At 37.2% G+C, this 22660-nt stretch carries 21 protein-coding genes; 10 read left to right on the plus strand and 11 right to left on the minus strand.

Annotated features, from left to right (window positions below):
* Positions 1-439: 439 nt before the first annotated feature.
* The 5 genes from HMPREF1320_RS08365 to HMPREF1320_RS08385 form a co-directional block, all read right to left on the minus strand.
* On the minus strand, positions 440-2323 hold the full coding sequence (locus HMPREF1320_RS08365) for a hypothetical protein (RefSeq protein WP_009418393.1): 1884 nt from the start codon (positions 2321-2323) through the stop codon (positions 440-442).
* Positions 2320-2754: a nucleoside deaminase gene (locus tag HMPREF1320_RS08370; protein WP_034554431.1), complete on the minus strand. Its 435-nt coding sequence runs from the start codon at positions 2752-2754 to the stop codon at positions 2320-2322. The genes HMPREF1320_RS08365 and HMPREF1320_RS08370 overlap by 4 nt, the downstream gene beginning before the upstream one ends.
* 72 nt (positions 2755-2826) lie before the next feature.
* A complete protein-coding gene (locus tag HMPREF1320_RS08375; RefSeq protein ID WP_009418400.1) occupies positions 2827-3222 on the minus strand; it encodes a DUF937 domain-containing protein in 396 nt (131 codons plus the stop codon).
* Positions 3223-3229: 7 nt separating this feature from the next.
* Positions 3230-4189 carry a D-2-hydroxyacid dehydrogenase gene (locus HMPREF1320_RS08380; protein WP_009418427.1) on the minus strand — a complete coding sequence of 320 codons (960 nt, stop codon included), beginning with the start codon at positions 4187-4189 and terminating at the stop codon, positions 3230-3232.
* Positions 4190-4239: 50 nt separating this feature from the next.
* The gene (locus HMPREF1320_RS08385) at positions 4240-4923 is read right to left on the minus strand and encodes a cell division ATP-binding protein FtsE (RefSeq protein WP_009418270.1); all 684 of its coding nucleotides are present in this window, start codon (positions 4921-4923) and stop codon (positions 4240-4242) included.
* Positions 4924-5480: 557 nt separating this feature from the next.
* Between HMPREF1320_RS08385 and HMPREF1320_RS08390 the strand changes: the two genes are divergently transcribed.
* The 9 genes from HMPREF1320_RS08390 (at position 5481) to HMPREF1320_RS08430 (ending at position 15637) form a co-directional block, all read left to right on the plus strand.
* The gene (locus tag HMPREF1320_RS08390; RefSeq protein WP_009418369.1) at positions 5481-7013 is read left to right on the plus strand and encodes a hypothetical protein; all 1533 of its coding nucleotides are present in this window, start codon (positions 5481-5483) and stop codon (positions 7011-7013) included.
* Between the two features lie 2 nt (positions 7014-7015).
* Positions 7016-7924, plus strand: coding sequence for a hypothetical protein (locus HMPREF1320_RS08395; protein WP_009418291.1), 909 nt, complete (start codon positions 7016-7018; stop codon positions 7922-7924).
* A complete protein-coding gene (locus tag HMPREF1320_RS08400) occupies positions 7921-8826 on the plus strand; it encodes a hypothetical protein (protein ID WP_009418389.1) in 906 nt (301 codons plus the stop codon). Before HMPREF1320_RS08395 ends, HMPREF1320_RS08400 begins: the two co-directional genes overlap by 4 nt.
* Positions 8823-9695: a hypothetical protein gene (locus HMPREF1320_RS08405; RefSeq protein ID WP_009418457.1), complete on the plus strand. Its 873-nt coding sequence runs from the start codon at positions 8823-8825 to the stop codon at positions 9693-9695. Before HMPREF1320_RS08400 ends, HMPREF1320_RS08405 begins: the two co-directional genes overlap by 4 nt.
* Before the next feature lie 754 nt (positions 9696-10449).
* Positions 10450-11412, plus strand: a complete 963-nt coding sequence (locus HMPREF1320_RS08410) for an SIS domain-containing protein (protein ID WP_009410800.1) — start codon at positions 10450-10452, stop codon at positions 11410-11412.
* Between the two features lie 145 nt (positions 11413-11557).
* Positions 11558-11899, plus strand: a complete 342-nt coding sequence (gene rpsF, locus HMPREF1320_RS08415; RefSeq protein ID WP_002671370.1) for a 30S ribosomal protein S6 — start codon at positions 11558-11560, stop codon at positions 11897-11899.
* A gap of 4 nt (positions 11900-11903) precedes the next feature.
* A complete protein-coding gene (rpsR, locus tag HMPREF1320_RS08420) occupies positions 11904-12182 on the plus strand; it encodes a 30S ribosomal protein S18 (protein ID WP_002671374.1) in 279 nt (92 codons plus the stop codon).
* A gap of 17 nt (positions 12183-12199) precedes the next feature.
* Positions 12200-12727, plus strand: coding sequence for a 50S ribosomal protein L9 (gene rplI / locus HMPREF1320_RS08425; RefSeq protein WP_009418313.1), 528 nt, complete (start codon positions 12200-12202; stop codon positions 12725-12727).
* Between the two features lie 156 nt (positions 12728-12883).
* Complete coding sequence (locus HMPREF1320_RS08430; RefSeq protein ID WP_034554433.1) at positions 12884-15637, plus strand: hypothetical protein; 2754 nt, start codon at positions 12884-12886, stop codon at positions 15635-15637.
* Between the two features lie 173 nt (positions 15638-15810).
* Here HMPREF1320_RS08430 and HMPREF1320_RS08435 read toward each other — a convergent pair whose 3' ends face one another.
* Entirely contained in the window at positions 15811-18003 is a 2193-nt protein-coding gene (locus HMPREF1320_RS08435; protein ID WP_009418458.1) for an FUSC family protein, read from the minus strand.
* Positions 18004-18039: 36 nt separating this feature from the next.
* Here HMPREF1320_RS08435 and HMPREF1320_RS08440 point away from each other — a divergent pair, with 36 nt between their 5' ends.
* On the plus strand, positions 18040-18597 hold the full coding sequence (locus tag HMPREF1320_RS08440; protein WP_009418360.1) for an L-threonylcarbamoyladenylate synthase: 558 nt from the start codon (positions 18040-18042) through the stop codon (positions 18595-18597).
* Between the two features lie 8 nt (positions 18598-18605).
* Here the strand turns inward: HMPREF1320_RS08440 and HMPREF1320_RS08445 are convergent, their stop codons facing one another.
* The 5 genes from HMPREF1320_RS08445 to HMPREF1320_RS08465 form a co-directional block, all read right to left on the minus strand.
* The gene (locus tag HMPREF1320_RS08445) at positions 18606-19685 is read right to left on the minus strand and encodes an efflux RND transporter periplasmic adaptor subunit (RefSeq protein ID WP_034554435.1); all 1080 of its coding nucleotides are present in this window, start codon (positions 19683-19685) and stop codon (positions 18606-18608) included.
* A gap of 138 nt (positions 19686-19823) precedes the next feature.
* Complete coding sequence (locus tag HMPREF1320_RS08450; RefSeq protein ID WP_009418288.1) at positions 19824-20651, minus strand: S-adenosyl-l-methionine hydroxide adenosyltransferase family protein; 828 nt, start codon at positions 20649-20651, stop codon at positions 19824-19826.
* Between the two features lie 357 nt (positions 20652-21008).
* The gene (locus tag HMPREF1320_RS08455; protein WP_009418356.1) at positions 21009-21272 is read right to left on the minus strand and encodes a chaperone modulator CbpM; all 264 of its coding nucleotides are present in this window, start codon (positions 21270-21272) and stop codon (positions 21009-21011) included.
* 2 nt (positions 21273-21274) lie between these two features.
* Positions 21275-22174: a DnaJ C-terminal domain-containing protein gene (locus HMPREF1320_RS08460; RefSeq protein ID WP_009418438.1), complete on the minus strand. Its 900-nt coding sequence runs from the start codon at positions 22172-22174 to the stop codon at positions 21275-21277.
* 120 nt (positions 22175-22294) lie between these two features.
* A complete protein-coding gene (locus HMPREF1320_RS08465) occupies positions 22295-22645 on the minus strand; it encodes a heavy-metal-associated domain-containing protein (RefSeq protein WP_009418424.1) in 351 nt (116 codons plus the stop codon).
* Positions 22646-22660 lie beyond the last annotated feature (15 nt).

A 22660-nucleotide genomic window follows, 5' to 3' on the forward strand; every position in this document is an offset into this window, starting at 1 on the left:
TAAAACATTCCTTTTAGAAAAGCAAAAACATTGCCATTATTCTTCTGTCAGTTAGTTTCAGACATTTTGTCACGTAGTTAAAAATGTGGAGGTGCGAGCCGCACAAGCAAGTGTAATTAGCAAATTAGTAAATTTGATAATTAGCAAATGAGAAATGAAGGGTGAAAAGTTTTTAGAGAAGGAGAATAAGATTGAAAATCAAAGGCTATTTGAAGCTAAGACGAATAAAAGACGGTATGAGTTGCACGGGCAGATGAATGAAGGAAAAACGAACAATGAACGAAGAAAGAACGAACAATGAACGAAGGAAAGACGAACAATGAACGAAGGAAAGACGAACAATGAACGAAGGAAAGACGAACGATAGACGAAGAAATGACGAACGATGAACGAAGAAATGGCGAACGATGAACGAAGAAATGACGAAGGTGAGGCGAAGTTACCTAAACGATACGATATTAGGCAAGCGTTGAGAAAAGCTGTGTAGCCTGAAATCGTCGTTGGTAACGCCTGTAAATTTGAAGATATTGTTACCTGTACCTGGTATATTAGGATAATACCCAAAGGAGAATTGTATGGCTCCAAAGGGAAAATAGTCGTTGGAGATATAAAAACCTATGGAAACCTTAGAGTATACTTCTGTTTTTAGAAAGACAGTGTTTTCCCTACCTATAAAACCTATATCGGCTGAGAGAAACGGACTAAACCTAAACCCTATAAGCTGAAAAGGGGCATATACTTGCGTTTGTGAGGTGAGTATAAGCTTGCGTGTGCCGTATACTTCACGACTACTGAAGCCTAAAATACCATTAGATTCATTTAAGTTGATCCTGTCTCGCTGGTATACATTTCGGTTAAAACCTACCACAAATGAGGAGCGCAAGAACTGACGAAAATGCCAATCGCCTATGTCGAACAATTTACTGAAATAGGTGCCTTCACCTTTTAGCACAGTTTCTTTGTTCGTGCCGTCCTTAAAGAATGTACCTACCTCAAAGTTGATAGAATGGTAACCACGCTTGGTATAGTTTGCCTCAGCAAAGCCTATACCGAGATAGGGCAAAGTAGCGTAGTTCTTTCGCAGTATCCCTGAGGTGAGAAACAAAGAGCGCCCTATGCCTACGTCCTCAATATCGCCGTTGCGAAATATATAGCGGTCTTTCACAAAGCCTGTACTATTGAGACTGAATTGGGTGAGATATAGGTTCTCGTTGCCGTAATATTGCTCGGGGTCTATCTCGGGAGAAGGTTTCTCGTAATAATTTATATTGCGAAAACGTCCAGCTATGATAAAGTTATTGATGCGCTTATTTTCTACTTTTCTGAGGGGCTTTACCCAACTACCAAAAGCATCGAAGGTGCGTGTCATTAGGATAGGAATATAGATAGAGTCGCGATAACTAATACCTTCGTCTTCATATCGGTATTCGTAGTACCCTAAGCGCCCCGACCAGCGTGCCAAAGGTGAATACAGCGGTCGCTCTACTTGTAAACTCTTTGAAAAATAGTTCTCGTAATCGGAATAATAACCGGTTCGCACATTGATGTAAGTGTTTTTGATGTTTCTCACCACATAGTTAAAACCTTTGCCATTGTTTCCGATTCCTGAAAAGTATTGTTGATAGGTGAGCGAGAGTTCGTGTCCTATCCCAAAGAGATTTTGCTCGGTAAGTCGTGTCCAGCCTCTACTTCCTGCCAAGTCGCCGTCGACGTATATAGACCAGCTATCGAGCACATTCACTTGCACATCTACTGAATCGGAGGTTTGACTCACAGGTATAGCACGCACTTGTGCCCTACGGATATACCGCTGATTGCGCAATACACGTTCGGTTTCACTCAGCAAAAGAGTATCTAAGGGCTTGTCCTTTTTAAACAGAAGAAACTTGCGTACCGTACTTTCGCGGGTTTTCACGTGAAGTGCATTACCAAGACGCTCCAAACGAGTATTAGGTACTTTGTTTAAATCTTTCTCGTCAAACCCAAAAGGGTCTAAGGTAGTAATAACGATATTTCTAATGATTTTCCCTTGATAAGAAGGGGCTTTTATAGGGGTAACCGCAGTAGTAACAGTAGCGGTGGAGGTGCTTGTGTCTTCGCCTGTCTTTTCCTTAATTACAATAAAATTATTGAGATTTTTAGTGAGCTTATACCTGCTAAAGAAGTTTTTGATTCTCTCATAAAATACTCTGTTTTTAGCTTCTCTTTCAGGTGAAATGCCTCCCAGTACTGAGTCTTTTACCTTTAAAGTGTCTATTTCTTGAGAAAGAAGATAATTCATTCCCAAGAGAAATAGAGCTATAAGAGTAAAGGTTTTTCTCATTTCCTTTTTTGCTGAAAGAACTGTTTTAACAAGGCTGTAGCTTCCTGGCTTAAAATGCCAGTAACTACTTCGGTTTTTGGGTGCAGTTTGCCCCCCATTACGCTGTAGCCTCTATGGGTATCGGGGGCAGCATAGACCAAACGCGATAACTGACTCCAATACAAAGCACCTGCACACATTGCACAAGGCTCTAACGTGAGGTACATAGTGCAACCTGTGAGGTATTTACCTCCCAGATAGTGAGCTGCCATAGTAATGGCTTGCATTTCGGCGTGCGCTGTCACATCGTTGAGGCGCTCGGTGAGGTTATGGGCTTTGGCGATAATTCTGTTATCAATGGTTATAATGGCTCCTACGGGAATCTCGTCTTCCTCGAAAGCTAATTGTGCTTCTTCTAAAGCCTTTTGCATAAAGTATTCGTCAGTATTCATTGAAATAAAAATTACTTTGGCAAAGTACAAAAACTTTGCCAAAGTAATGTTAAAAATACGGTTATAAGGTAATTATTTGTTACCGCCAAAGAGGTTGCCAATACCTCCCATAATATCATCCATTACATTTCCGTCTTTGTTTTTGTCGAAGAAAGAGTTCATCATTTCACTGATGTTACCTCCTTTGCCTGAGAAAAAGTTCGATATCATTGGGGTTAAGTTTTGGAAAATCTTGCTTACATTATCCAATGAAACACCTGTTTTCTCACTGATAGCTTTTAAGGTAGACGATTGTCCATCGCCTGTGAGTTTGTTTAAAATCTCACTACCTTCGGCATTGCCGAGCATCGATTTGAGTGAATCCATTACCGAGCTTACTTTATCACTGCCGATACCTGTTTTCTCGCTCAAACCTTTTACGAGTTGTTGAAGGTTATCACCTCCTAAAAAATCTAACATTCCTGCCATATAATAATTATTTTAATAAGGTTATAATTTGTGAGGCTAACTCAAAACCTATGCGGTTCTGAGCTTCGTTAGTAGCTGCCCCTATGTGTGGGGTAAGCGATACCTGAGGGTGCATTAACACTTGTATAGCGGGGTTGGGTTCGTTTTCGAATACATCTAAACCTGCAAAAGCTACTTTGCCACTATCTAAGGCTTCTATAAGGGCTACTTCATTTAAAGCACCTCCACGTGCTAAATTGATGACTCCTACACCATCTTTCATCAAGGCAAACTCTTTTGCATCGAGTATATAACCTCCTTCTGCTGGGCTGTTATTGAGAGTGATAAAATCAGCTTTTGCTAGTAGGTGTTCTTTTTCTACGGTTTTGATGGTGAAAGGTAAGGTTTGTCCGTCGAAAAAGTCGAGGGTTATTACTGCCTCAGTTACTTTGTGGTCGTAAGCCATTACCTTCATACCTAAACCGATAGCAATGCGAGCTACCGCTTGTCCGCTACGTCCGAACCCTATAATACCTATGGTTTTACCGCGCAATTCGGCGCCATTGTTATAGTTTTTTTTGAGTTCGTTAAACTGAGTATCGCCTTCCAAAGGCATATTGCGGTTGGCATCGTGTAGAAAGCGTACGCCACTGAAAAGGTGAGCAAAAACGAGCTCGGCTACCGAATTAGCCGAAGAGGATGGGGTATTAATCACGTGTAGGTTTTTGCTTTTGGCGTGTGCCACATCTATATTGTCCATTCCTACGCCTCCTCTACCGATGAGTTTGAGTGACGGACAGCCATCGATGATATCTTTTCGCACTTGTGTAGCCGAACGCACTAAGAGTACATCGATTGCGTGTTTGTTTATATAGTCTATCAATTGGTTTTGAGCTACCTTGGTAGTGATCACTTCAAAACCTTCTTTTTCTAACGCTTCTTTTCCTGAATCGGAAATTCCATCGTTTGCAAGTATCTTTATCGCCATTATATTAATTTAATTAGTAAATTAGTGAATTAGCAAATTGCCAATTTCAATTATACCCTTCTCTGTACAACCTCAAAGATGCGTTCGCCATCGCATTTTAGGGTTTTGGAAGGGAACTTGAGGATGAGGGCATAGTCGTGAGTTGCCATCAGTATGGTTCGTCCTGAGGCGTTGATTTCTTTGAGGACTTGCATTACTTCTACACTGGTCTCGGGGTCTAAGTTACCTGTGGGCTCATCGGCTAAGATGAGTTCGGGGTTGTTGAGCAAGGCACGTGCGATAGCTATGCGTTGTTGTTCGCCTCCTGATAGCTCGTGAGGAAACTTAAAACCTGTATTCTGCATTTTTACTTTTGCAAGTACCTCTTCTATGCGTTGTTGTATTTTTGCTTTATCAGTCCATCCGGTAGCTTTCAGCACAAAAGCGAGATTATCGTGTACGCTTCTATCGGTAAGCAGTTTGAAATCTTGGAATACCACTCCTAGTTTACGGCGGAGCAGAGGGATTTCGTCTTCGGTGAGTTTATTTAGGTTGAAACCTACGACTTTTCCTTGTCCTTTGGTAAGGGGCAAATCGCCGTAGAGCAACTTGATTAAGCTACTTTTTCCTGACCCTGTTTTGCCGATAAGGTACACTAATTCACCTTTCCCAATGGTGAGATTTACATTGGAGAGAATGAGGGTATTCTTCTGATATACTGATACTTCTTTTAAATCTAATACTGGTTCTTCCATTGATATAAGTTCAGTAAGGCAACTATTTTACCTTACAAAATTCCTGCAAAAGTAGAAAAATTATTTGGATAATGGAAATTTTTTGGAGAAAAAGTGAAAAAAGGAGGTTATATAGAAAATAGCCATAGCACAGTAGACGGTCGTAACACGATGGCAGGGAAGTGGGAGAATTAGAAAATGTGAGAATTAGAAAATGTGAGAATTAGAAAATGTGAGAATTAGAGAATGAGGAAATGAGAAAATGAGAAAATTAGAAAATGAGGAGATGAGTTTATTTGGAATTCTTGGAGAGAGATATAAGTTAATTTTACAGATTGTAGAGGGTTAAAATGTGTTAAATATTATAGTTTGTGTTATTGAAAAAAATACAATGATTTGACTTAAACTTTGAGTTTTCAGGAATGTTTGGGCAAAATGATTGAGAAAAAAATGTTAAAATGAAGGATTTACCCTATTTTTCAGCAAAGTTTGAAAGAGGAACGAAATGTTAAAATTTACTTTTGCCTATTGACTTTTAAAGAAATACATTATACTTTTGGGGCAAAAATAAACAAACAATGAGTCATAAAATTATCAAATTTGGAATGTTGGCATTGGTAGCTCTTGCGCTTACTTATTGCCAACGTGAGGATGCCCCTGATGCACCACAACAAGACCCTGTTCCTGCCGTAGACCCACAAGCGGTAGTGAGCTTAAACGAAGCCAAGAGTCTTTTTGAGGCTTCGGAAAACCAGAAACAAACGGCTAACGCTACAACTCGTAGCAGTAAGTTATTCATTGAATTAGCCCCCTATTGGGAAAGCTTTTTTCAAGGGAAAACCCCTTTAGAAAATGTATATGCATCTGTACCCGTAACGGTTGTAGGTACAGGCGTAAATGCCGAAGTACTCTTCTTAAAAGAAAATGGAACAACCAAACAATACCTTTTTGTAACTGATATTGATAGCTTGGCTTCTGATAAGCAAATTATCAATGCTGATTACTATCTCTTCGATACCAAAGGTTATTTTATTTCAGCCTTCCGGATGACCGATGGACTTATTAGTCATAGGTTAGTACCTAAAAAGAAAGGAACCTACCGCTGGGTGCACAATCCTGAAAAAATGCAGACGAGTATGTCTTGGGGACTCTACAAAGGAAATTCTACTGGCAGAGGACGCAGGAACTTAGCTGATATTGAAATGGACGAACCTTCAACAATGTATGGAAAAGAACCAATAGAATTAGAGGCTGTTACTGTTTATGGACGACGTCTATACATTCCTCCAATTTATTTTATACCTAACTACTTCGTATATCCAAGTTATGATAGAGAAGATAGTTACCGAAATAAAGAATTTGATACCGGTGGTGGGGGTGGCAACAGTTACTCTGGGAACTCTAAAAAAGGGTCTTCTGATATAGGGGCAGACCTTACCAAAGTGAAAATGGACGGAGGCGATAACATCATCAATGAACTCGAAAACCCGTGTGCTAAAGCCCTTGTAGATAAGGCTCCTAACCTTGCTAACGACATTGCTACACTTCTCAATAATACTTTTGGAACGAATGACAATATCAATATTACATTTCGTAATAAATCTTTTGCAAAGGACTCTGAACATAAAGGAGATGTGGCTTATACTATACCTAAGGGAAGCATATCTGGCAATGTACATACCTTAGATTGTGATATTTACTTAAATGATGATATTATAAGTAGTGCCTCACAAGAATATATTTTGGCTACTATTTATCACGAAGTAATACACTCTTTTCTTATATATGAACTACAAACTTTGGGAGAAAAAGCCTTTAATCAAAAATACCCTTCTGTATATAGCAAAGAATTTTTTGTAGGAAATAAAAGCAAAAAAAAGATGTATGTACTTATAGATAAACAACAGCATAATAAGTTTTCTAATTTTATAGAGAGCTTGGCACAAAGTATTATGTCTCTTCCTGGTACTCAAATTTCCTTAGAAACCGCTCGTGCAATGGCAAAAGTAGGAGTGGTAGAAAATGAGTCACTATCAGAAGGAGAAAATTATTTAAATAATCAGCAAAAATTAGGGAAAAGTGGTATGACGTGTACACCTAAAATCCGATAGATATGAAACAGTTAATATTATATTTATTATTATTTTGTTCTTGGGCTATAGAAGCCCAAGAACAAAAATATATATTACTTGATAGTTTGACTGCTAATTTTGAGGTAAAACACTATACGCTTGATACATCGCCTTACGGACCTAAAAATACTATCGAAATGTATAATGTATTTTCTCCATTTTATGGATTAAATAAAAACGATGATTATATCATTTTGTTTTCAATACTTCCTGATCTTAGTAGTAAGACAAATTGGGAAGCGATAGATTTTGAGAAGATAAAAAACAATCTATTTCCTACTAAAAATATTTTTAGGAGAGCTGTTTATAAAGTATTTAGTCTTCCTCTCAAGAAAGAAGATGATATTAGCGGGGTAAGATTGGTAAAAAAGGTAAAAGACAAGTATTATGTAGGCAAAATTATTAGAGTAGATGACTTTTATTGTATAGAGGTACCTCGTGAGATTCAATTAGCTACCAAGAATTTTATACTTAACACCAATCAACCTATAGTACCTATTAACGTATTGAAACAGAAATATAAAGAATTTAAGCCTTTTCAACAATTTTATTTAGATGATATTTTTGTTATACCTGATATCCTTGAAGGTGTTTACCTCTCTAATATAGAAGAAAAATGGGAGGATACTATGTATTTCTTTTATCAATATTCTTATTATGATAATAGAGGTATTGATGAGCTCGTTTATATTAAAGATAAAGGAATTGTGGCAGGAGCCTATGGCGATTATTTTTATCCAATAGGAAAGATCGATAGAACTGGTACTAAAAGGAGTGATTGGCTAAAAGTAATTCACGGTGCTAAAAATCGTTTGCTTTGGGCAGAGGAACTTAAAAAAGAATGGGCAGATAAAGAGAAAGAACTTGAAAACTGGAAGAAAGGGAAATGAAACAGTTATTATATCTATTACTTTTTTGTTCTTGTGCCACTATGGCACAAGAACAAAAATATATACTATTAGATAGCCTTACCGCTCACTATAAGGTAAAACACTATACCCTTGATACTTCTCCCTATGGAACTAAAAACAGTATTGAGGTGTATAATGTGTTTTCAAAAAAATATGAAACAGACAAAGGAGAAGATTTCATACTCCTATTTTCTGTACTTCCTGATATTGACAGCAAAACTAATTGGGAAAAAATAGATTTTAATAAAATAAAAGACAATCTTTTTCCTACAAAAGAAATTTTTAGAAGAATTATGCACAAAGCCTTAGGTTTTTATCTTGATAAAAATAGAGATATTAGTAAGACGAAATTAGTAAAAATAATAAAGGGTGAGTACTATGTAAGTAAATATTGTTGGATAGAAGATTTTTATTGTATAAATAATCCTTTTAGTGTACCTGTGGCTACCAAAAGTTTTATCATAAACACCAATCAAACTATAACTCCTATTGGGGTTCTAAGAGAAAGTTTTATGAAGTTATTTCCTCTTTGCGATGATTTCCCTTTTGAAATAACTTCTGATTTCTCTTATGCTATACCTGAATTCTTTGAAAATACTTATTTAAGTAATATAGAAGAAAAAGGTGGTAATATAATATATCACTTCTATCAATTTTCTAATCATCTACATACAAACATAACTCGTTTTGCTTATATCAAAGATAAAGGAATCGTAGGAGGTATATATTTAAAATATTTTATAAAAGGTCCTTTTTTTACTGATAAAACAGGTAATTGGAGAAAGTTAAAACGTCTCCCTGAAAACGAATTACTTTGGGCTGAAGAACTCAAAAAAGAATGGGCTGACAAAGAAGAAGAGAGAAAGAGAATGGGGATATGAAACAGTTAATTTTATATTTATTATTATTTTGTTCTTGGGCTTCTATAGCCCAAGAACAAAAATATATATTGCTTGATAGTCTTACCGCTAAATATAAGGTAAAACACTATACATTACGTCCTCATTCTTTTTATGAAGGAAAAGAAATTGAGATGTATAATGTATTTAATCACGGAGTTTTCTTTGGTTATAATTATTTAACTCTCATCTCGGTATTACCTGATATGAACAATGCTAACTCTTGGGTAGAAGTCTCTAAGGAAGAGGTCGAAAAAGCTGTTGTTAAGATAGAAGAAGTTCGCAGAAGTAATAAAAATAAATTCTTAAACTCCTTCTCTTTAGTAAAAAAAGAAGGCGACAAGTATTATAAAGCGAGATGCTGTTTAGTAGAAGTTTTTCAGTTGATGAATTATTCTTCAAATGTACACTTGAACGATAGTAACATCATCAATACAAAACAAGATTTTGTTACTTATGCTGAGTTAAAAAAAGAATTGAGCAAAGGAAAACATATTACTAAATATGCTCAGCCGATGGAAGATAAAGAATCTTTCTTAGATAGTTGTTTTGAAAGTATTTACCTATCGGGTACAGAAAAACGTGGCAAAGATACTGTTTATCTGTTTTGGACGTTCACTGCTTGGAATAATCGCTCGGGGTTAGAGGCTTATCATCGTGGCATTGACCGCTTTGCTTATATAGAGGGCAAAGGCATTGTAGCGGGAAGTTATGATTTTTTGTTCGACACTCAAAGTCCGCGTCACTCACATAACAGTGAACCTGCTATAAAAAAAGAAGTAGGTAGAGAGTTATTTTGGGCAGAAGAACTCAAAAAAGAATGGGCTGAAAAGGAGAAGAATAAAAGATAAGCCTATGAAACAGGTATTATTATACTTATTAGTTCTTGTGATGTAATGCTACAAGAACTGAAAAAGGAATGAGCAGAAGAGAGAACAAAAAATAATTATTATAAGGCAATGGTATGAAAAACTATTGTCTTATTTTTTTCAATAGAGTGGGGATTGTAAAGGTGTGTTATCGGAGAATCTCGGAGAGAATCGGAAAGTATCGAAGATAGGATTATGGTATAGTTAGCTTATAGAAAGCTTATAGGAAGCTTATACGAATCTTGGACGATTGGTATAGAAAGAGTATATAAGTAGTTAAGAATGAGGGATTAAGAGTGAAGGTTGAAAAGTTAAAAAGTGTTAATTAGGCGAAGGATGAAGAATGGAAAAACGAAAGGTTTAAAGAGAAAAGTGCATAGGAGGGCGAAGGTGATTTCAACTTTGCCAAAATCTCAAACATTGGCAAAGTATGTGGGGATAGTAGATAATGTGAGTTTGAGGTAGAGAAGTGAGGCTTTACCTCAGAAATTAAACAAAATTGATTTCAAATTTAAAACAAAATCAAAGATGTGCCTTGTAAAATGGCTATTCAAGACCAAAAGGTCGTAGCACGACAAACAGTTCTTTTTAGCCAAGAAAGTACCGCAAAAAGCGAGTGAATAAAGCGTTTTAATTGTATAGAAAAGATGTTTGTTAGAAAGCAAAAAAGCGAATGGTGTTTTTATATGAACAAAAAAAGTATTACTTTTGCCTCACGCAAAACAATTTATTGAGAATGAAAACAGAAGAAATTATAACCATTGCCAAACAAACTATCAGTGAAGAAGCTCAGGCAGTTGCTAAATTAGTAGACTATATAGATGACGATTTTACTAAATCGATGGAGTATATACTGCAATCGAAGGGGCGTGTGGTGATTACGGGTATCGGGAAGAGTGCTATTATTGCTAATAAAATAGTGGCGACAATGAATTCTACCGGTACGCCTGCTATCTTTATGCACGCTGCTGATGCGATTCACGGTGACTTGGGCATCATACAACAGGACGATGTGGTGATATGCATTTCAAAAAGTGGTAATACGCCCGAAATAAAAGTATTGGTACCATTGCTTAAACGCGGTAATAACAAATTGATAGCGATTACTTCTAACAGAAATTCGGTTTTAGCCCAACAGGCTGATAGTGTGCTTTACGCTCACGTAGAGAAAGAGGCTTGCCCTAATAACTTAGCTCCGACGACTAGCACTACCGCTCAGTTGGTTTTAGGTGATGCCTTAGCGGTGTGTTTGCTTGAAATGAAGCATTTTGGTAGCAGTGATTTTGCTAAATATCACCCCGGTGGAGCATTAGGGAAACGTTTGTACTTGAAAGTGGCTGACATTGTAGTGCACAACCAAAAACCCGAAGTGGCTCCGGATACTGATATTAAGAAGGTGATTGTAGAAATATCGGAAAAGATGTTGGGGGTAGCTGCTGTGATTGACAATGGGCGAATTGTGGGGGTAGTGACTGATGGGGATATCCGCAGAATGCTCAGTAAAACGGATAGTATAAAAGGATTGGTGGCTAAAGATATAATGAGTGCTAACCCTAAGACGATTGACTTGGAGAGTTTGGCTATTGATGCGTTACACCTAATGGAGAAGAATAAAATTACGCAGTTATTGGTAACGCGTGAAGGGCAATACGAGGGGATTATACACTTGCATAATTTGATACAAGAAGGTTTAATATAGATTTTAAGAAAGGTGAGGGAGTTATAATAATTGTTCATTGTCAGGTATTTGGATATTATTTTGTAAAAAATATTGCGGATTATTTGGTCAGGTAAAATAATTGTAGTACTTTTGCACCTCGAATTAAAAATTAATCATTTTATTTATGAATCAATACGAAACTGTTTTCATTTTGAATCCCGTTTTATCTGATACACAGATAAAGGAAGCAGTAGAAAAGTTTGAGAATTTTCTTACTTCAAGGGGTGCAGAATTTGTAGCAAAAGAGAATTGGGGCTTGAAGAAATTAGCTTACCCAATCCAGAACAAGAAAAGCGGATTTTACCACCTCTTCGAGTTTAAAGTAGCTGGTGAAGTAATTGATGCTTTTGAATTGGAATTCCGTCGTGATGAGCGCGTGATGCGTTACTTGACTGTGAAATTAGACAAGCACGCCATTGAGTGGGCTGAAAAGAGAAGAGCAAAGTTAAACACTAAAAAAGCGTAAGAAAATGGCAGTAGAACAAAAAAAAGGAGATATCAAATATCTTACTCCGCTAAACATCGACACTTCAAAACAAAAGAAATATTGTCGTTTTAAAAAATCAGGTATTAAATACATTGATTACAAAGATGCTGACTTCCTCTTGAAGTTTGTAAACGAACAAGGTAAGTTGTTACCTCGTCGTCTTACAGGTACTTCATTGAAGTTCCAACGCAAGGTGGCTACCGCTGTGAAGAGAGCACGCCACTTGGCATTAATGCCTTATGTAGCCGATTTATTAAAATAATAACAGGAGTAGAAACTATGGAAATTATACTAAAACAAGACGTACATAATTTAGGTTTTAAGGACGATGTCGTTACAGTAAAGAACGGCTACGGACGTAATTACCTCATTCCGCAAGGATTTGCAATTTTGGCTACTCCCTCAGCAAAAAAGGTATTAGCTGAAAATTTAAAACAGAAAGCTTACAAAGAGCAACACATTATTGATGAGGCTAAGAAAACAGCTCAAGCACTTTCGTCATTGGCGGTAAAAATTATTGCCAAAGTAGGTGCTGGAGATAAGCTTTTTGGGTCAATTAATAATGGTGATTTGGCACAAGAATTAGCCAAAGCGGGTCACAATATTGACAAGAAATTTATTTCTATCGCTGGTAACACCCTCAAACGTGCTGGGAAATACAATGCTTCTATCCGTTTACACCGTGAAGTAATTGTTGATTTTCCATTTGAAATTGTAGCAGAAGTAGCAAAAGTAGAGACAAAACCTGCAGAAAAGGCTGAAGAGCCCAAAGCGGAAATTGCTACTGAGCAACCTGCTGGAAACTAATAAATTATAAGGATTTAAATAGTTCATATCAATTATAATTTTTGATACCTATAAGGGAAATTTGCCTTTGTAGGTATTTTTTTTACAATAAAATTTTTGTATATTAAAAATAATGTGTACTTTTGTACCAATTTTAGCAGAATCTCAAAAAATACTATGGAATCCAAAATTAATACAATAGGTCTAACAATATGGGGTTACAAGCAGGGATGCAAGGTGTTAGCCTCACAAGGAGTTAACTTTCAGCTGCAAGAAGTAAAGGACAGATTGAAAGATATCAGTGCCTTTATACGCATACACACCCCGCGTGTAGATTTTTACACATTGCAGTTTAGCAATAGTTACAAGATATACACACAATACCGTTCCTCAAAAGAAGTGAATGGACAGAGCGGTGTGTATATAGCCATTTCATTGTATATACCACATTTTTTACAATGGAGAGGGGTACGACAAGTATTGAACTTGTTAATGGATATGTACTTTGCAGAGCATATCAATTACGAGAACAATATTCCGTTACTCAATGAAAAAGAGGATATATTTCCATATTTTAATCTTCTGAGAGGGTATGAAAAGCAGTTGGTAGAGGAACCAGTAACGGCTTCTTTTGCATTAGACCAAAGCTATATGCCTAAGGTTTTCCCTTATATGGATATTTATGAGGTAGATAAGTACTTCAATATGCCTTACCGTCCTGAGTTTGAGAAATACCAAGACCTTGTGTTCTTGCGCAAAGAATTTGTGGAAGATCCTCGAGCTTATAGTATTGACTTCCTTTTTCCAGAATACGCAATACCCAGAACAAGTGCCTCTACTTTCCAAACAACCAATGCAGGAGGAAGTAGTGGAGCTTTTCGGTTTTTGCCTTCTAATGCTAATATTAAGATATTAGCTTTTATGAAGAATGGTAAAGACGTGGGAGCTACCTATATGAACGAAGTCTTCTCGGACGATGATACTATTGAAGTGCTTCTTGAAAAATCGAGATACCACGAGATGTTCTCTTATCACGATACAATTAAGAAAGCGATAAAAAGAGGTTATATCAAGAAAGTACAAAACAATTATACTTTTGATTTAATTCCTTTTGCCCCAAAAGAGTTTAAAGTGTACGTAGAAACTCCTCAACGAGAGTTTGAGAAATACATTTCGTTCTTATCATTAGAGAGTACGACTTTTAAAGCTAAGCTATACTCTAATACAAAGGGATATTACTTTTTACTAAAAGGAGATGAGGCACGTAATGTATTCAACCTTAGTTACAATGGTATTGTTTTCAAGAGTAACTATATGGTAGATGATAGGGTGGCCTTATCAGTACCTTTTGAGAAGTATCAGTTTACGATTATTTCGAGTACTATAACTTCAGTATCTCTAAAAATCAATGGTATTGTATTCAGTAAAAACTTGCGCAGTGATTCGCCTGTAGAGATTGTTTTACCTGAGAACTTATACCATTTTGAGTTTGAAAATCAAGATACAGGAAGAGTTATTAGTATATCGAAGAGCGGAGAGGTTAATTTTGATAGAGCTAAAGGTGCTTACAATCCACAAATGATTGCATCAGAGAGTCCTGAGTTTTCTAATGGTTTATCAGTAGTAAACAGAGGGGTTGCTACCACTGAACGAGGCGAAGCGATAGAGATGAACACTAAGTCTCGTGCGTTTTGGATAAAGATTGCTTCGGCTGTTGCTTTTGTTTTAATATTAGTAGGTGTAGGCTATTGGTTTATTTTCCCGATGCTTAAAAATCCTGTGAAGGCTTATGTGGCAATCAATTCGGAGAGTGAAATAGACGAAATGCACTTCTTAACTAATATAGATGAGCGCACTTACGAGATTGAGGATTCTTATATTAGGTTAAAAAAGAGCTTGCCTATTGCTGAGACAAAATTGGTTGTTAGCTTCAAAGAAGAGGGGAAAGACACCTTGTTATTAAGTGAAGAACAACTCAATAAGTTAGCTAAAATGGTGGAAGCAAATAGCAAAGATACTCTTAAAATAGATTTGATTTCACCTGCAATGGCATTTCTTTTGGATGTGAATAATTGGAAAGAAACTCACGCAGACCCTAAGGGAAGTCTTTTTATAGCAGAAGCCCAAAAGCGCAATTTCCTTACAGATAAATTACGACCTGAGTTTGAAAAAGCCGTATGGGAAAACTTCTTAAAGGATTTTGATTATTCTGCTTATAATAGTGAACAAGTAGATAGCCTTTTACGTCCTTATTTAAAAGGAGGTAGTTCTGAATTGAAGTCTTATCAAACAGATTTGCAAAGAATAATTAGAGAAAGTAAAGCGCGTGACCAAGTGGAAGTGGCTGTAGAAAGACCTAAGAGAGAAGAGCAACCTGCTACCAAACCTGAAGCAACTGTTGTTAATAGAAATGAAACTACAGCAGGAAGAACACCTAAAACAGTTACCCCTTCTTACAATACTGAAAGACCTGTAACTATAAGTGAGCCACGTGATCCTAAAACAGTGAAACGAGGAGAGAATACTACTCGACCTATCGCTAAAAATGTATCGCTTACAGAAACCTTTGTTACAGATATGAAACGCTTTAATTCACAGGCTTGTTCTGAAGAAGTTGTAGATAGAGTAAAAATGAATTTAAAACGTTTGGAAGGCAATGATTGGAGTGTGGTAATGTTTGAATTTAACCAAGGTAGAAGAGAGATAGAGGAACGTGCGAACCAATATAGTATGTTCTTTACAGCACTTAAAAATGGTACTTCTATTGACCAAGTTAAACCTTCTTACTTTGGAGGACAGACTAGCTTGATTAATTACCTTAAAAAAGGAACCAATTACGAATTAGTAAAAGGGAAGGCTAATCTCAAAACCTTTGCTGATATTCGCCAAGCTATTGTGAATATGGGGGTAGACCCCAAAACAATTCGCTAAGAGATATTGCCTTTTATCTTAAAATACTATACTTATGTTAGAAGTTTTCAATAACCTCGAAGCTTTACTTAAAGGCTTTTGGTTAGTAACTATTCCATTTGTAGAATAATTATAATTATAAGATAAATAATAAAAACTAAGGCGTCATCAATTTGGTGACGCCTTAGTTTTTATTACGTATTGATAGACCGAATAGCTTGTTCTAAGTTCTTCGCTAATCCAAACAGATAGTTGAACTGTTCTCCATAGAATTGTGTCTCTCGCATTGAGATAGGTGAAGAGGTATCTGTATTTTGAGGAGTGTTTATTATTTCTCTAATGGACTGATTAAATTGTTCAATAGGCGTTTTATAATCACTTTGAGCAGTAGCCGTAGGTTCAACAAGTAACGTCAAACAGTGTTGCAAGGCTACTATAAGACTCTCAATTGCCTCGTTGAATACCGATTTAGGAAAGGTTACTTTCTTGCTGTTCAACCTAATACCAAACGAAGCCACAGAGGCTAAGAAAGTTTGCTGTATCACGATAATCCCGTATACTGATGGATTTTTATACTGCATAAACTTCGGCTCTTGTAACATTCGTTGGAAGGTGGTATTTAGGTTTGAGAGTGCCAACACAGCTTCTTTGCGCGATACTTTATAGGCAGTGGTAATCCCTTCTCCGGTGTTAAAAATCTCTTTTACTTGCTGTAAGTAACCGATATTAGCTTTTACTGATTTGGTAACCGCTTCCCTATAAGTATTGTGTTCCCACGTAGGAAAAATGAGATAATTACCTGCAAACGATAGTCCAACCCCTATAACGGTATCCAATAGGCGGTCATAAATAAGGCTGTAAACATTAGGTGTAATCAGTGCAAAAATAAATATCGCACTGATAGTGATGAATATAGAGGCGTACATATAGTTCTCTTGAATCAACCCAAAAGCAATAGGCATACACAAAATAGCGACATAGAGGTACAAACTAGGGTAGGGGAGTAGGTAAATCACTGCAAACGAGGCAACCCCACCAATCATAGTGCCATAAACCCTGCTTAGTGAGCGCTCTTGGGTAATCCCAAAACCAGGGCGCATAATAATGAAGATGGTAAGGATAATCCAGTAGGCATTGTTGATAGGGAATATATCACCTATGAGGTAACCCAAAAATACCACTATAGATAGACGCATTGCGTGCCTAAAAAAGGTAGATTTTAAGGATATATGGTCTTTGAGCCGTCGCCAAGAGTAGTTTTGGTAACTCACAAACTTGCGATAAGTACTCTCATCGCGTACCCCTGCATCGTTGCTATAATAGTTCTCAAAAATATGTCGGATATTTTCAATAGAATGATACTGACTTTCTATATAGATATAAAAATTTCGCAACAGCAAAGCGCGTTCTTTATCTTCTTCCGATACTTCTGAAAGTGCTTTCAAGGCTTCGTTTTTCTCTTTGGTTTGCGCTAATAAGTCTTTTAAACAGTTGTCTAATTGTATCTTTTTGCGTGACCCAATGTATTCGGACATTTGTTGTAGCTGTCTCGATAGCTCTTTGAGGAAATCTACATAAGTTTGTAAATATTCGCGATGCTCGGCAAAAGCCTTGTCTACTTTCTCATATTGTACAGGATTGGCTAAAGCTAACTCGAAGATATCCACCAGCTCTATAAACATCAAAAATTGGCGTTGCAGATAATCGGTTTTACCCGATTTACTCCGTGAATCGAGTACAGCTTCACGGAGCTTTTCATATTTTTCGTTGAGGCTTGTTTGCAGGTTGATGAGCTTTTTGAGTCCCTCGCTTCTGTCTTTGGCGATGAGTAAGTCAGCTCTTACCGAAAAAAACTCTGCCGTAAGAGCAAAGCACTTCCCTAACAGCTGTTCACTGTACAAACGCGGACGTATTTTTAGGAATATATACACTAATACACTGTACCACAAACCTCCTAATAACACACAACCGCTGTACAACACGATACCCCACCCTGTTTGTAAGTGGGCTAAAGTAGAGGCTATCTCAAACAATCCCGCGAAAGCTACCATTGTAGCGCGATGTCCGTATAACGAAATATAAGCGTTTCCGAAGGTGAGTAGAAATATAGTAGGCAGTAACAAGTATTCGTAAGGAGCCGTAAGATTTATTAAAACACAACTGAGAATCGCTAATAGCGTTGCTATGAAAAGACCACCATAGAGGTGTTTTTGATTCCCTGGAATATCGCTGGGCGAAATCGCAACAATACTCAAAGCTATGGGTAAACCAATATCCATTAGGTCAAACCAATAGCCCAACCCTAAGGGAATAAGCACCGCAATGGTTTTGAGGCACCCTTTGAAGAAAGAAAAACTTTTAAAGAATGATATGATGGAGGTATACATTTTTTACATATATTTGCGGGCAAAATTACAAAACTAATGGCAAATAACCATCTGATAAGTGAAATATTAAAGGCAGGAAAGGTAATTCTATATCCCACCGATACCGTTTGGGGCTTAGGTTGTGATGCTACAAATCCTGAAGCAGTAGCTAAGATTTTCCAAATAAAACAACGCAGTGAGAGCAAAAGCCTCATCATTTTAGTGAGTGATACAGAGATGTTACAGCACTATGTAACGGATATACCTCCTAAGGTGCTCGCTTATCTTCAAACCTTGCAAGAGCCTACCACTATTATTTATAGTCACCCTTTGCATTTGGCTAAGAATGTGATAGCTGCTGATAATACAGTAGCCATTAGGGTCGTACAAGATACCTTCTGCCAACAGATGATTGCCGATTTTGGCAAACCCATAGTCTCTACTTCTGCTAATATCAGTGGAGAGCCAACACCTTTGTATTACCAACTCATTAATCCCCAAATTATTGCACAATGTGATTATGTAGTACCTTACCGTCAAGACGATACCCAAATAAAAAATCCCTCACGTCTGATTAGGTTTGATACAGACGGAGAGATTCAAATATTAAGATAAATAGTAAGTTACTCTACTATTTTCACAGGTGTTCCGTTATCTATATTAATTTGTCCACTGGTAATCACTTCTTCTCCAACAGTAAGTCCGCTGATGATTTCTACCTTATCACCAAAGTTGCGACCGCTTTTCACATTTGCCATTTCAGCTTTAAGCACCTCCTGACCTTTAGCATTTTTGCTACTTACTATTTTGAAAATTTTATTTTGGCTCACACTACCCACGAAAGCAGAATGAGGTACCACAAGAGCTGTAACCTCATCATTACCACTGCCAAACTGTGCAGTCGCATACATTCCCGCTTTTAGCTTTTTATCTTTGTTGGCTACCAATATTTCTACGGGGAATTTGAGAGCTCCATTAGATTTCGGTGCGATAAAAATAATCTTTCCGTCTACTAATTCTGAGGAAGTACTAGGTTTTATTTTGATGACTTCACCCACTTTTAGTTCTCCTACTTGACTTTCATCTACGGTAATTTTCAACTTCAAATTGTCGATATTTACCACGTTGAATAACGTCTGTCCGGCACTTACAAGTGTTCCTTCTTCTACCTCTTTGCTAGTTACAATCCCGTTGATTTTACTACGTACCGCTGTATCACCCGATACAATAGCTGCCGAATTATAGTTCGCTTGGGCGTTTTTGAGTTGCAAGCGCGCTTGTTCCAATTGTTGAGCGGTAACTCCTCCTGTTTGGTAAGCACTTTCAAAGCGCTTTAAATCCGATTTTGCAGTTTCGAGTACCGCTTTGGCATTGTCTAACTGCACATTGGTTCTGTCGGCTTTTGTTTGTGCCAATACTTGCCCTGCTCTCACAAAATCGCCCTCTTTTACATAAATTTTTATGACTTGTCCTCCTACTTCTGAAGATACATTCAGGTCTTGCTCGGCTACAAAAGTACCGTTAGCCGTAAAAAGGTCGGCTACTTTTTCTTCTGTTACTTTGGCAGCACGTACGGCTACTTGGGCTTCTTTTTGGGCTACAATAGCTACCTCTTCAGCATTTTTCTGTTTGTTAGAATATAGGCGGAGCCCCATTAATCCTACAAGGACTATTATGATAACTGTAGTAATTATTTTTTTCATTTTTCTTAAATTACTGTATTAAGTGTTCTAAATCGGGGGCAAAGGTATAACAAAAAAACTTAATAAACAAAAAAAGTTTCCATATTTTTACCTTCATTCACTTTTTTCTCATTCTTCATTGGGTTGTTTTATCTACTATTAAATGAAGTGAACGCTCACTCTATCAAGGTAATTGATGTCTAATAAAGAAGAAGCTCCCCCTACTGTATGAGTATCACTTTTGTAAACACTACACTGCAAATAGTCGAGGTCGTTAAACAGAAGCATTCGTTTTCCATCAGGAGCGCGAAGGTCAAGAGGAACACTAAAATCAATAAATTCGCTGTATTGGTTATAAATCTTTTTGAAGGTATACATATTAAAAATAACCTCAAAAGCTCTATCTTGCCTTATTTCTTCAAATAATTTCCTACTGATATTGCTCACCGCATTGCCATAGTGGTCAATATAAATAATCGTACCGTAAACGAAACGTTTATCAGCAGATATCTCTGGTTTAAAATGAGTAGCCTCTAAATACGTATCGGTTTTCTTGCCTATTTTGTTAAGAGGGATATTTTTACATATTTTCTCAGCAATCAAAGGAAATGAATACAGCGTAGGGAAAAGTTCAGTGCTTTGTTTGCCTTTTATTTCGTACAGTTCAGCATTCTTTTTATCTTCTGCTAAAAGATGAAAAATACCGTTATCAGCCCCGATAAAGTAATGTCCGTTCAGTTTCATTACCATATGCCTTTTCTCAGGAGTGCGCTCCGCATCTACCCCTATGATATGTATACTTCCTTTTGGGTAATGTACGTAAGCATTTTTTAAGATGAAGGCAGCTTGAAACACATCAAAAGGTGATATCAAATGCGAGATATCTACCACGCAAGCTTCGGGGCACTTACTATAAATAGCACCCTTTACAGCTCCCACCGAGTAATCTCGTAAACCAAAATCAGTAGTTAAAGTAATGATTTTCATTCTTTAAGTTGTAATGATATCAAGTTTAAAACAGCATAAATGTATAAGTATGAAGTTAGGTCAAACACCTCAAATTTCAAATAACCAATCTCCAAGTTTTCTCCCATTATCCTTCATTATTTCTTCACTCATTCTTCGTCTTTCCTTCGTTCATTGTTCGTCTTTTGTTCGTCCTTCCTTCGTCTTTTGTTCGTCATTTCTCTATCTGCCTGTGCGGCTCGCACCGTCATTCCTTCATCTGTCCGTGCGGCTCGCACCGTCTTTTATATAAGCTTTTTATAAGCTTCACCCAAATTAACCATTAATCATTAACCATTAATCATTAATCATTAATCATTAATCATTAATCATTAATCATTAATCATTAATCATTCTCACTCCCTTTAATTCTTCAATTTGTTGTAATAGCCTATGAATAATCTCCAACCCAGCCATATTCACTTCAAGGTCGTAATGCCAATTAGTAAAACGTTCAAAAGCCGAAAGCTGGTCGTAATGCAAGTAAGTAGTGTTGTCAATCACTTCCGTTTCTATAAGTCCGCTTGATTCTAAATCGTCAAAGAATGTGATTTCTATATTGTACAAACGAACGATGTCTTCTCTTGAAATTCTATCTTTCATAATTATGAATTTTTAAGTTGTTCAAATAATGCTTTTTGTTGTTCCGTAAGATTTTTAGGCAATTGTACTTGATACGTTACAAAAAGGTCGCCAAATGAGCCTTCTTGCTTGTACACAGGAAAACCTTTACCTTTTAAGCGCACCGTAGTGCCATTTTGTGTCTCAGGAGCTACTTTCATTTTCACTTTACCACTGAGGGTATCTATCTGCACTTCGCCACCTAACATAGCTGTATATAGGTCGATATTTACAGTAGTTTTCAAATCGTTGCCATTGCGTTCAAACTGAGCGTCGGGTTCAATATGGAAAGTGATATACAAATCACCGTTAGGTCCTCCGTTATATCCTTCGTATCCGTGACCTTTTAGCTTAATTTGCAACCCTTCATATACCCCCGCAGGTACTGTAATACGTATATTCTTGCCGTTCACCGTAAAAGTACGTTGCTGAGCAGTTGCCACTTCTCGTAGTGGTAGCGACATATCTGCAAAAATATCCTGTCCCTTAAACTTACCTGAGGCACTACCGTAACCTCTACCAAATCCCGAAGTGCGTCCACCAAACATATCTTTGAAGAAATCAGAGTAGTCTCCCTCAGAGTAGTTACCTCCGCCAAAGCCTTCAAATCCTCCAAAACCACCTTGGGAGCGTTGCTGTTGTTGGGCTTTTTCGTACTCTTCTCCGTATTTCCAGTGTTCGCCATACTTGTCGTATTTAGCACGGTTTTCAGGATTGCTAAGTACTTCGTTAGCCTCGTTAATCTCTTTAAATTTCTGCTCTGCCGTCTTATCGTTGGGGTTCATATCAGGGTGATACTTGCGCGCCAACTTGCGGTAAGCCTTCTTTATATCATCTTGGGTAGCAGTTTTTTCTACCCCTAAGGTTTTATAGTAATCTATCATCTCTAATAATTTAACAGTCGCAAAGATACTACTTTATTTGATATATTTTGTATACAAATGATAAAAAAAATAGGAAGAGATGGACTTATCTCTTCCTACGATTGTGTTATAGTTTAATTTCTAAGGCAAGCGTTGATACAAGCAACAGTGGTGTAACTTATTGTACACTTCGTCGTCAGCGCGCTCTTTGCCTGCGTCGTGTCCTACTTTAGCAATGGCTTTTTGTACATCGCTTTCGGTGCATTTGCGTTCGTCAAAAATAAGAGTCATATTCCCACTCTTGATGTTCCAATTAGCGCTCTTTACGCCTTTTACACTGTAAGCTGCTTTTTCTATGCGCGCTTTGCACTGTTCGCAGTTGCCCCCTACGGCAAACTCTACTTTCTTGTTTTTGTTAGGTGCTTGTTGAGCACTTGCGGTAGTGAGTCCAAAGAAACTCAAAGCTACCCATAATAAAATACGTGTTTTCATTCTGAAAAATACTTA

The organism is Capnocytophaga sp. oral taxon 335 str. F0486, assembly GCF_000277665.1.
In the GTDB taxonomy this organism is placed as follows: domain Bacteria; phylum Bacteroidota; class Bacteroidia; order Flavobacteriales; family Flavobacteriaceae; genus Capnocytophaga; species Capnocytophaga ochracea.

Bases quoted from the DNA above. Each gene is read 5' to 3' on its own strand.
- HMPREF1320_RS08365 (WP_009418393.1), bottom strand. From the start codon at position 2,323: ATGAGAAAAACCTTTACTCTTATAGCTCTATTTCTCTTGGGAATGAAT.
- HMPREF1320_RS08370 (WP_034554431.1), bottom strand. From the start codon at position 2,754: ATGAATACTGACGAATACTTTATGCAAAAGGCTTTAGAAGAAGCACAA.
- HMPREF1320_RS08375 (WP_009418400.1), bottom strand. From the start codon at position 3,222: ATGGCAGGAATGTTAGATTTTTTAGGAGGTGATAACCTTCAACAACTC.
- HMPREF1320_RS08380 (WP_009418427.1), bottom strand. From the start codon at position 4,189: ATGGCGATAAAGATACTTGCAAACGATGGAATTTCCGATTCAGGAAAA.
- HMPREF1320_RS08385 (WP_009418270.1), bottom strand. From the start codon at position 4,923: ATGGAAGAACCAGTATTAGATTTAAAAGAAGTATCAGTATATCAGAAG.
- HMPREF1320_RS08390 (WP_009418369.1), top strand. From the start codon at position 5,481: ATGAGTCATAAAATTATCAAATTTGGAATGTTGGCATTGGTAGCTCTT.
- HMPREF1320_RS08395 (WP_009418291.1), top strand. From the start codon at position 7,016: ATGAAACAGTTAATATTATATTTATTATTATTTTGTTCTTGGGCTATA.
- HMPREF1320_RS08400 (WP_009418389.1), top strand. From the start codon at position 7,921: ATGAAACAGTTATTATATCTATTACTTTTTTGTTCTTGTGCCACTATG.
- HMPREF1320_RS08405 (WP_009418457.1), top strand. From the start codon at position 8,823: ATGAAACAGTTAATTTTATATTTATTATTATTTTGTTCTTGGGCTTCT.
- HMPREF1320_RS08410 (WP_009410800.1), top strand. From the start codon at position 10,450: ATGAAAACAGAAGAAATTATAACCATTGCCAAACAAACTATCAGTGAA.
- rpsF (WP_002671370.1), top strand. From the start codon at position 11,558: ATGAATCAATACGAAACTGTTTTCATTTTGAATCCCGTTTTATCTGAT.
- rpsR (WP_002671374.1), top strand. From the start codon at position 11,904: ATGGCAGTAGAACAAAAAAAAGGAGATATCAAATATCTTACTCCGCTA.
- rplI (WP_009418313.1), top strand. From the start codon at position 12,200: ATGGAAATTATACTAAAACAAGACGTACATAATTTAGGTTTTAAGGAC.
- HMPREF1320_RS08430 (WP_034554433.1), top strand. From the start codon at position 12,884: ATGGAATCCAAAATTAATACAATAGGTCTAACAATATGGGGTTACAAG.
- HMPREF1320_RS08435 (WP_009418458.1), bottom strand. From the start codon at position 18,003: ATGTATACCTCCATCATATCATTCTTTAAAAGTTTTTCTTTCTTCAAA.
- HMPREF1320_RS08440 (WP_009418360.1), top strand. From the start codon at position 18,040: ATGGCAAATAACCATCTGATAAGTGAAATATTAAAGGCAGGAAAGGTA.
- HMPREF1320_RS08445 (WP_034554435.1), bottom strand. From the start codon at position 19,685: ATGAAAAAAATAATTACTACAGTTATCATAATAGTCCTTGTAGGATTA.
- HMPREF1320_RS08450 (WP_009418288.1), bottom strand. From the start codon at position 20,651: ATGAAAATCATTACTTTAACTACTGATTTTGGTTTACGAGATTACTCG.
- HMPREF1320_RS08455 (WP_009418356.1), bottom strand. From the start codon at position 21,272: ATGAAAGATAGAATTTCAAGAGAAGACATCGTTCGTTTGTACAATATA.
- HMPREF1320_RS08460 (WP_009418438.1), bottom strand. From the start codon at position 22,174: ATGATAGATTACTATAAAACCTTAGGGGTAGAAAAAACTGCTACCCAA.
- HMPREF1320_RS08465 (WP_009418424.1), bottom strand. From the start codon at position 22,645: ATGAAAACACGTATTTTATTATGGGTAGCTTTGAGTTTCTTTGGACTC.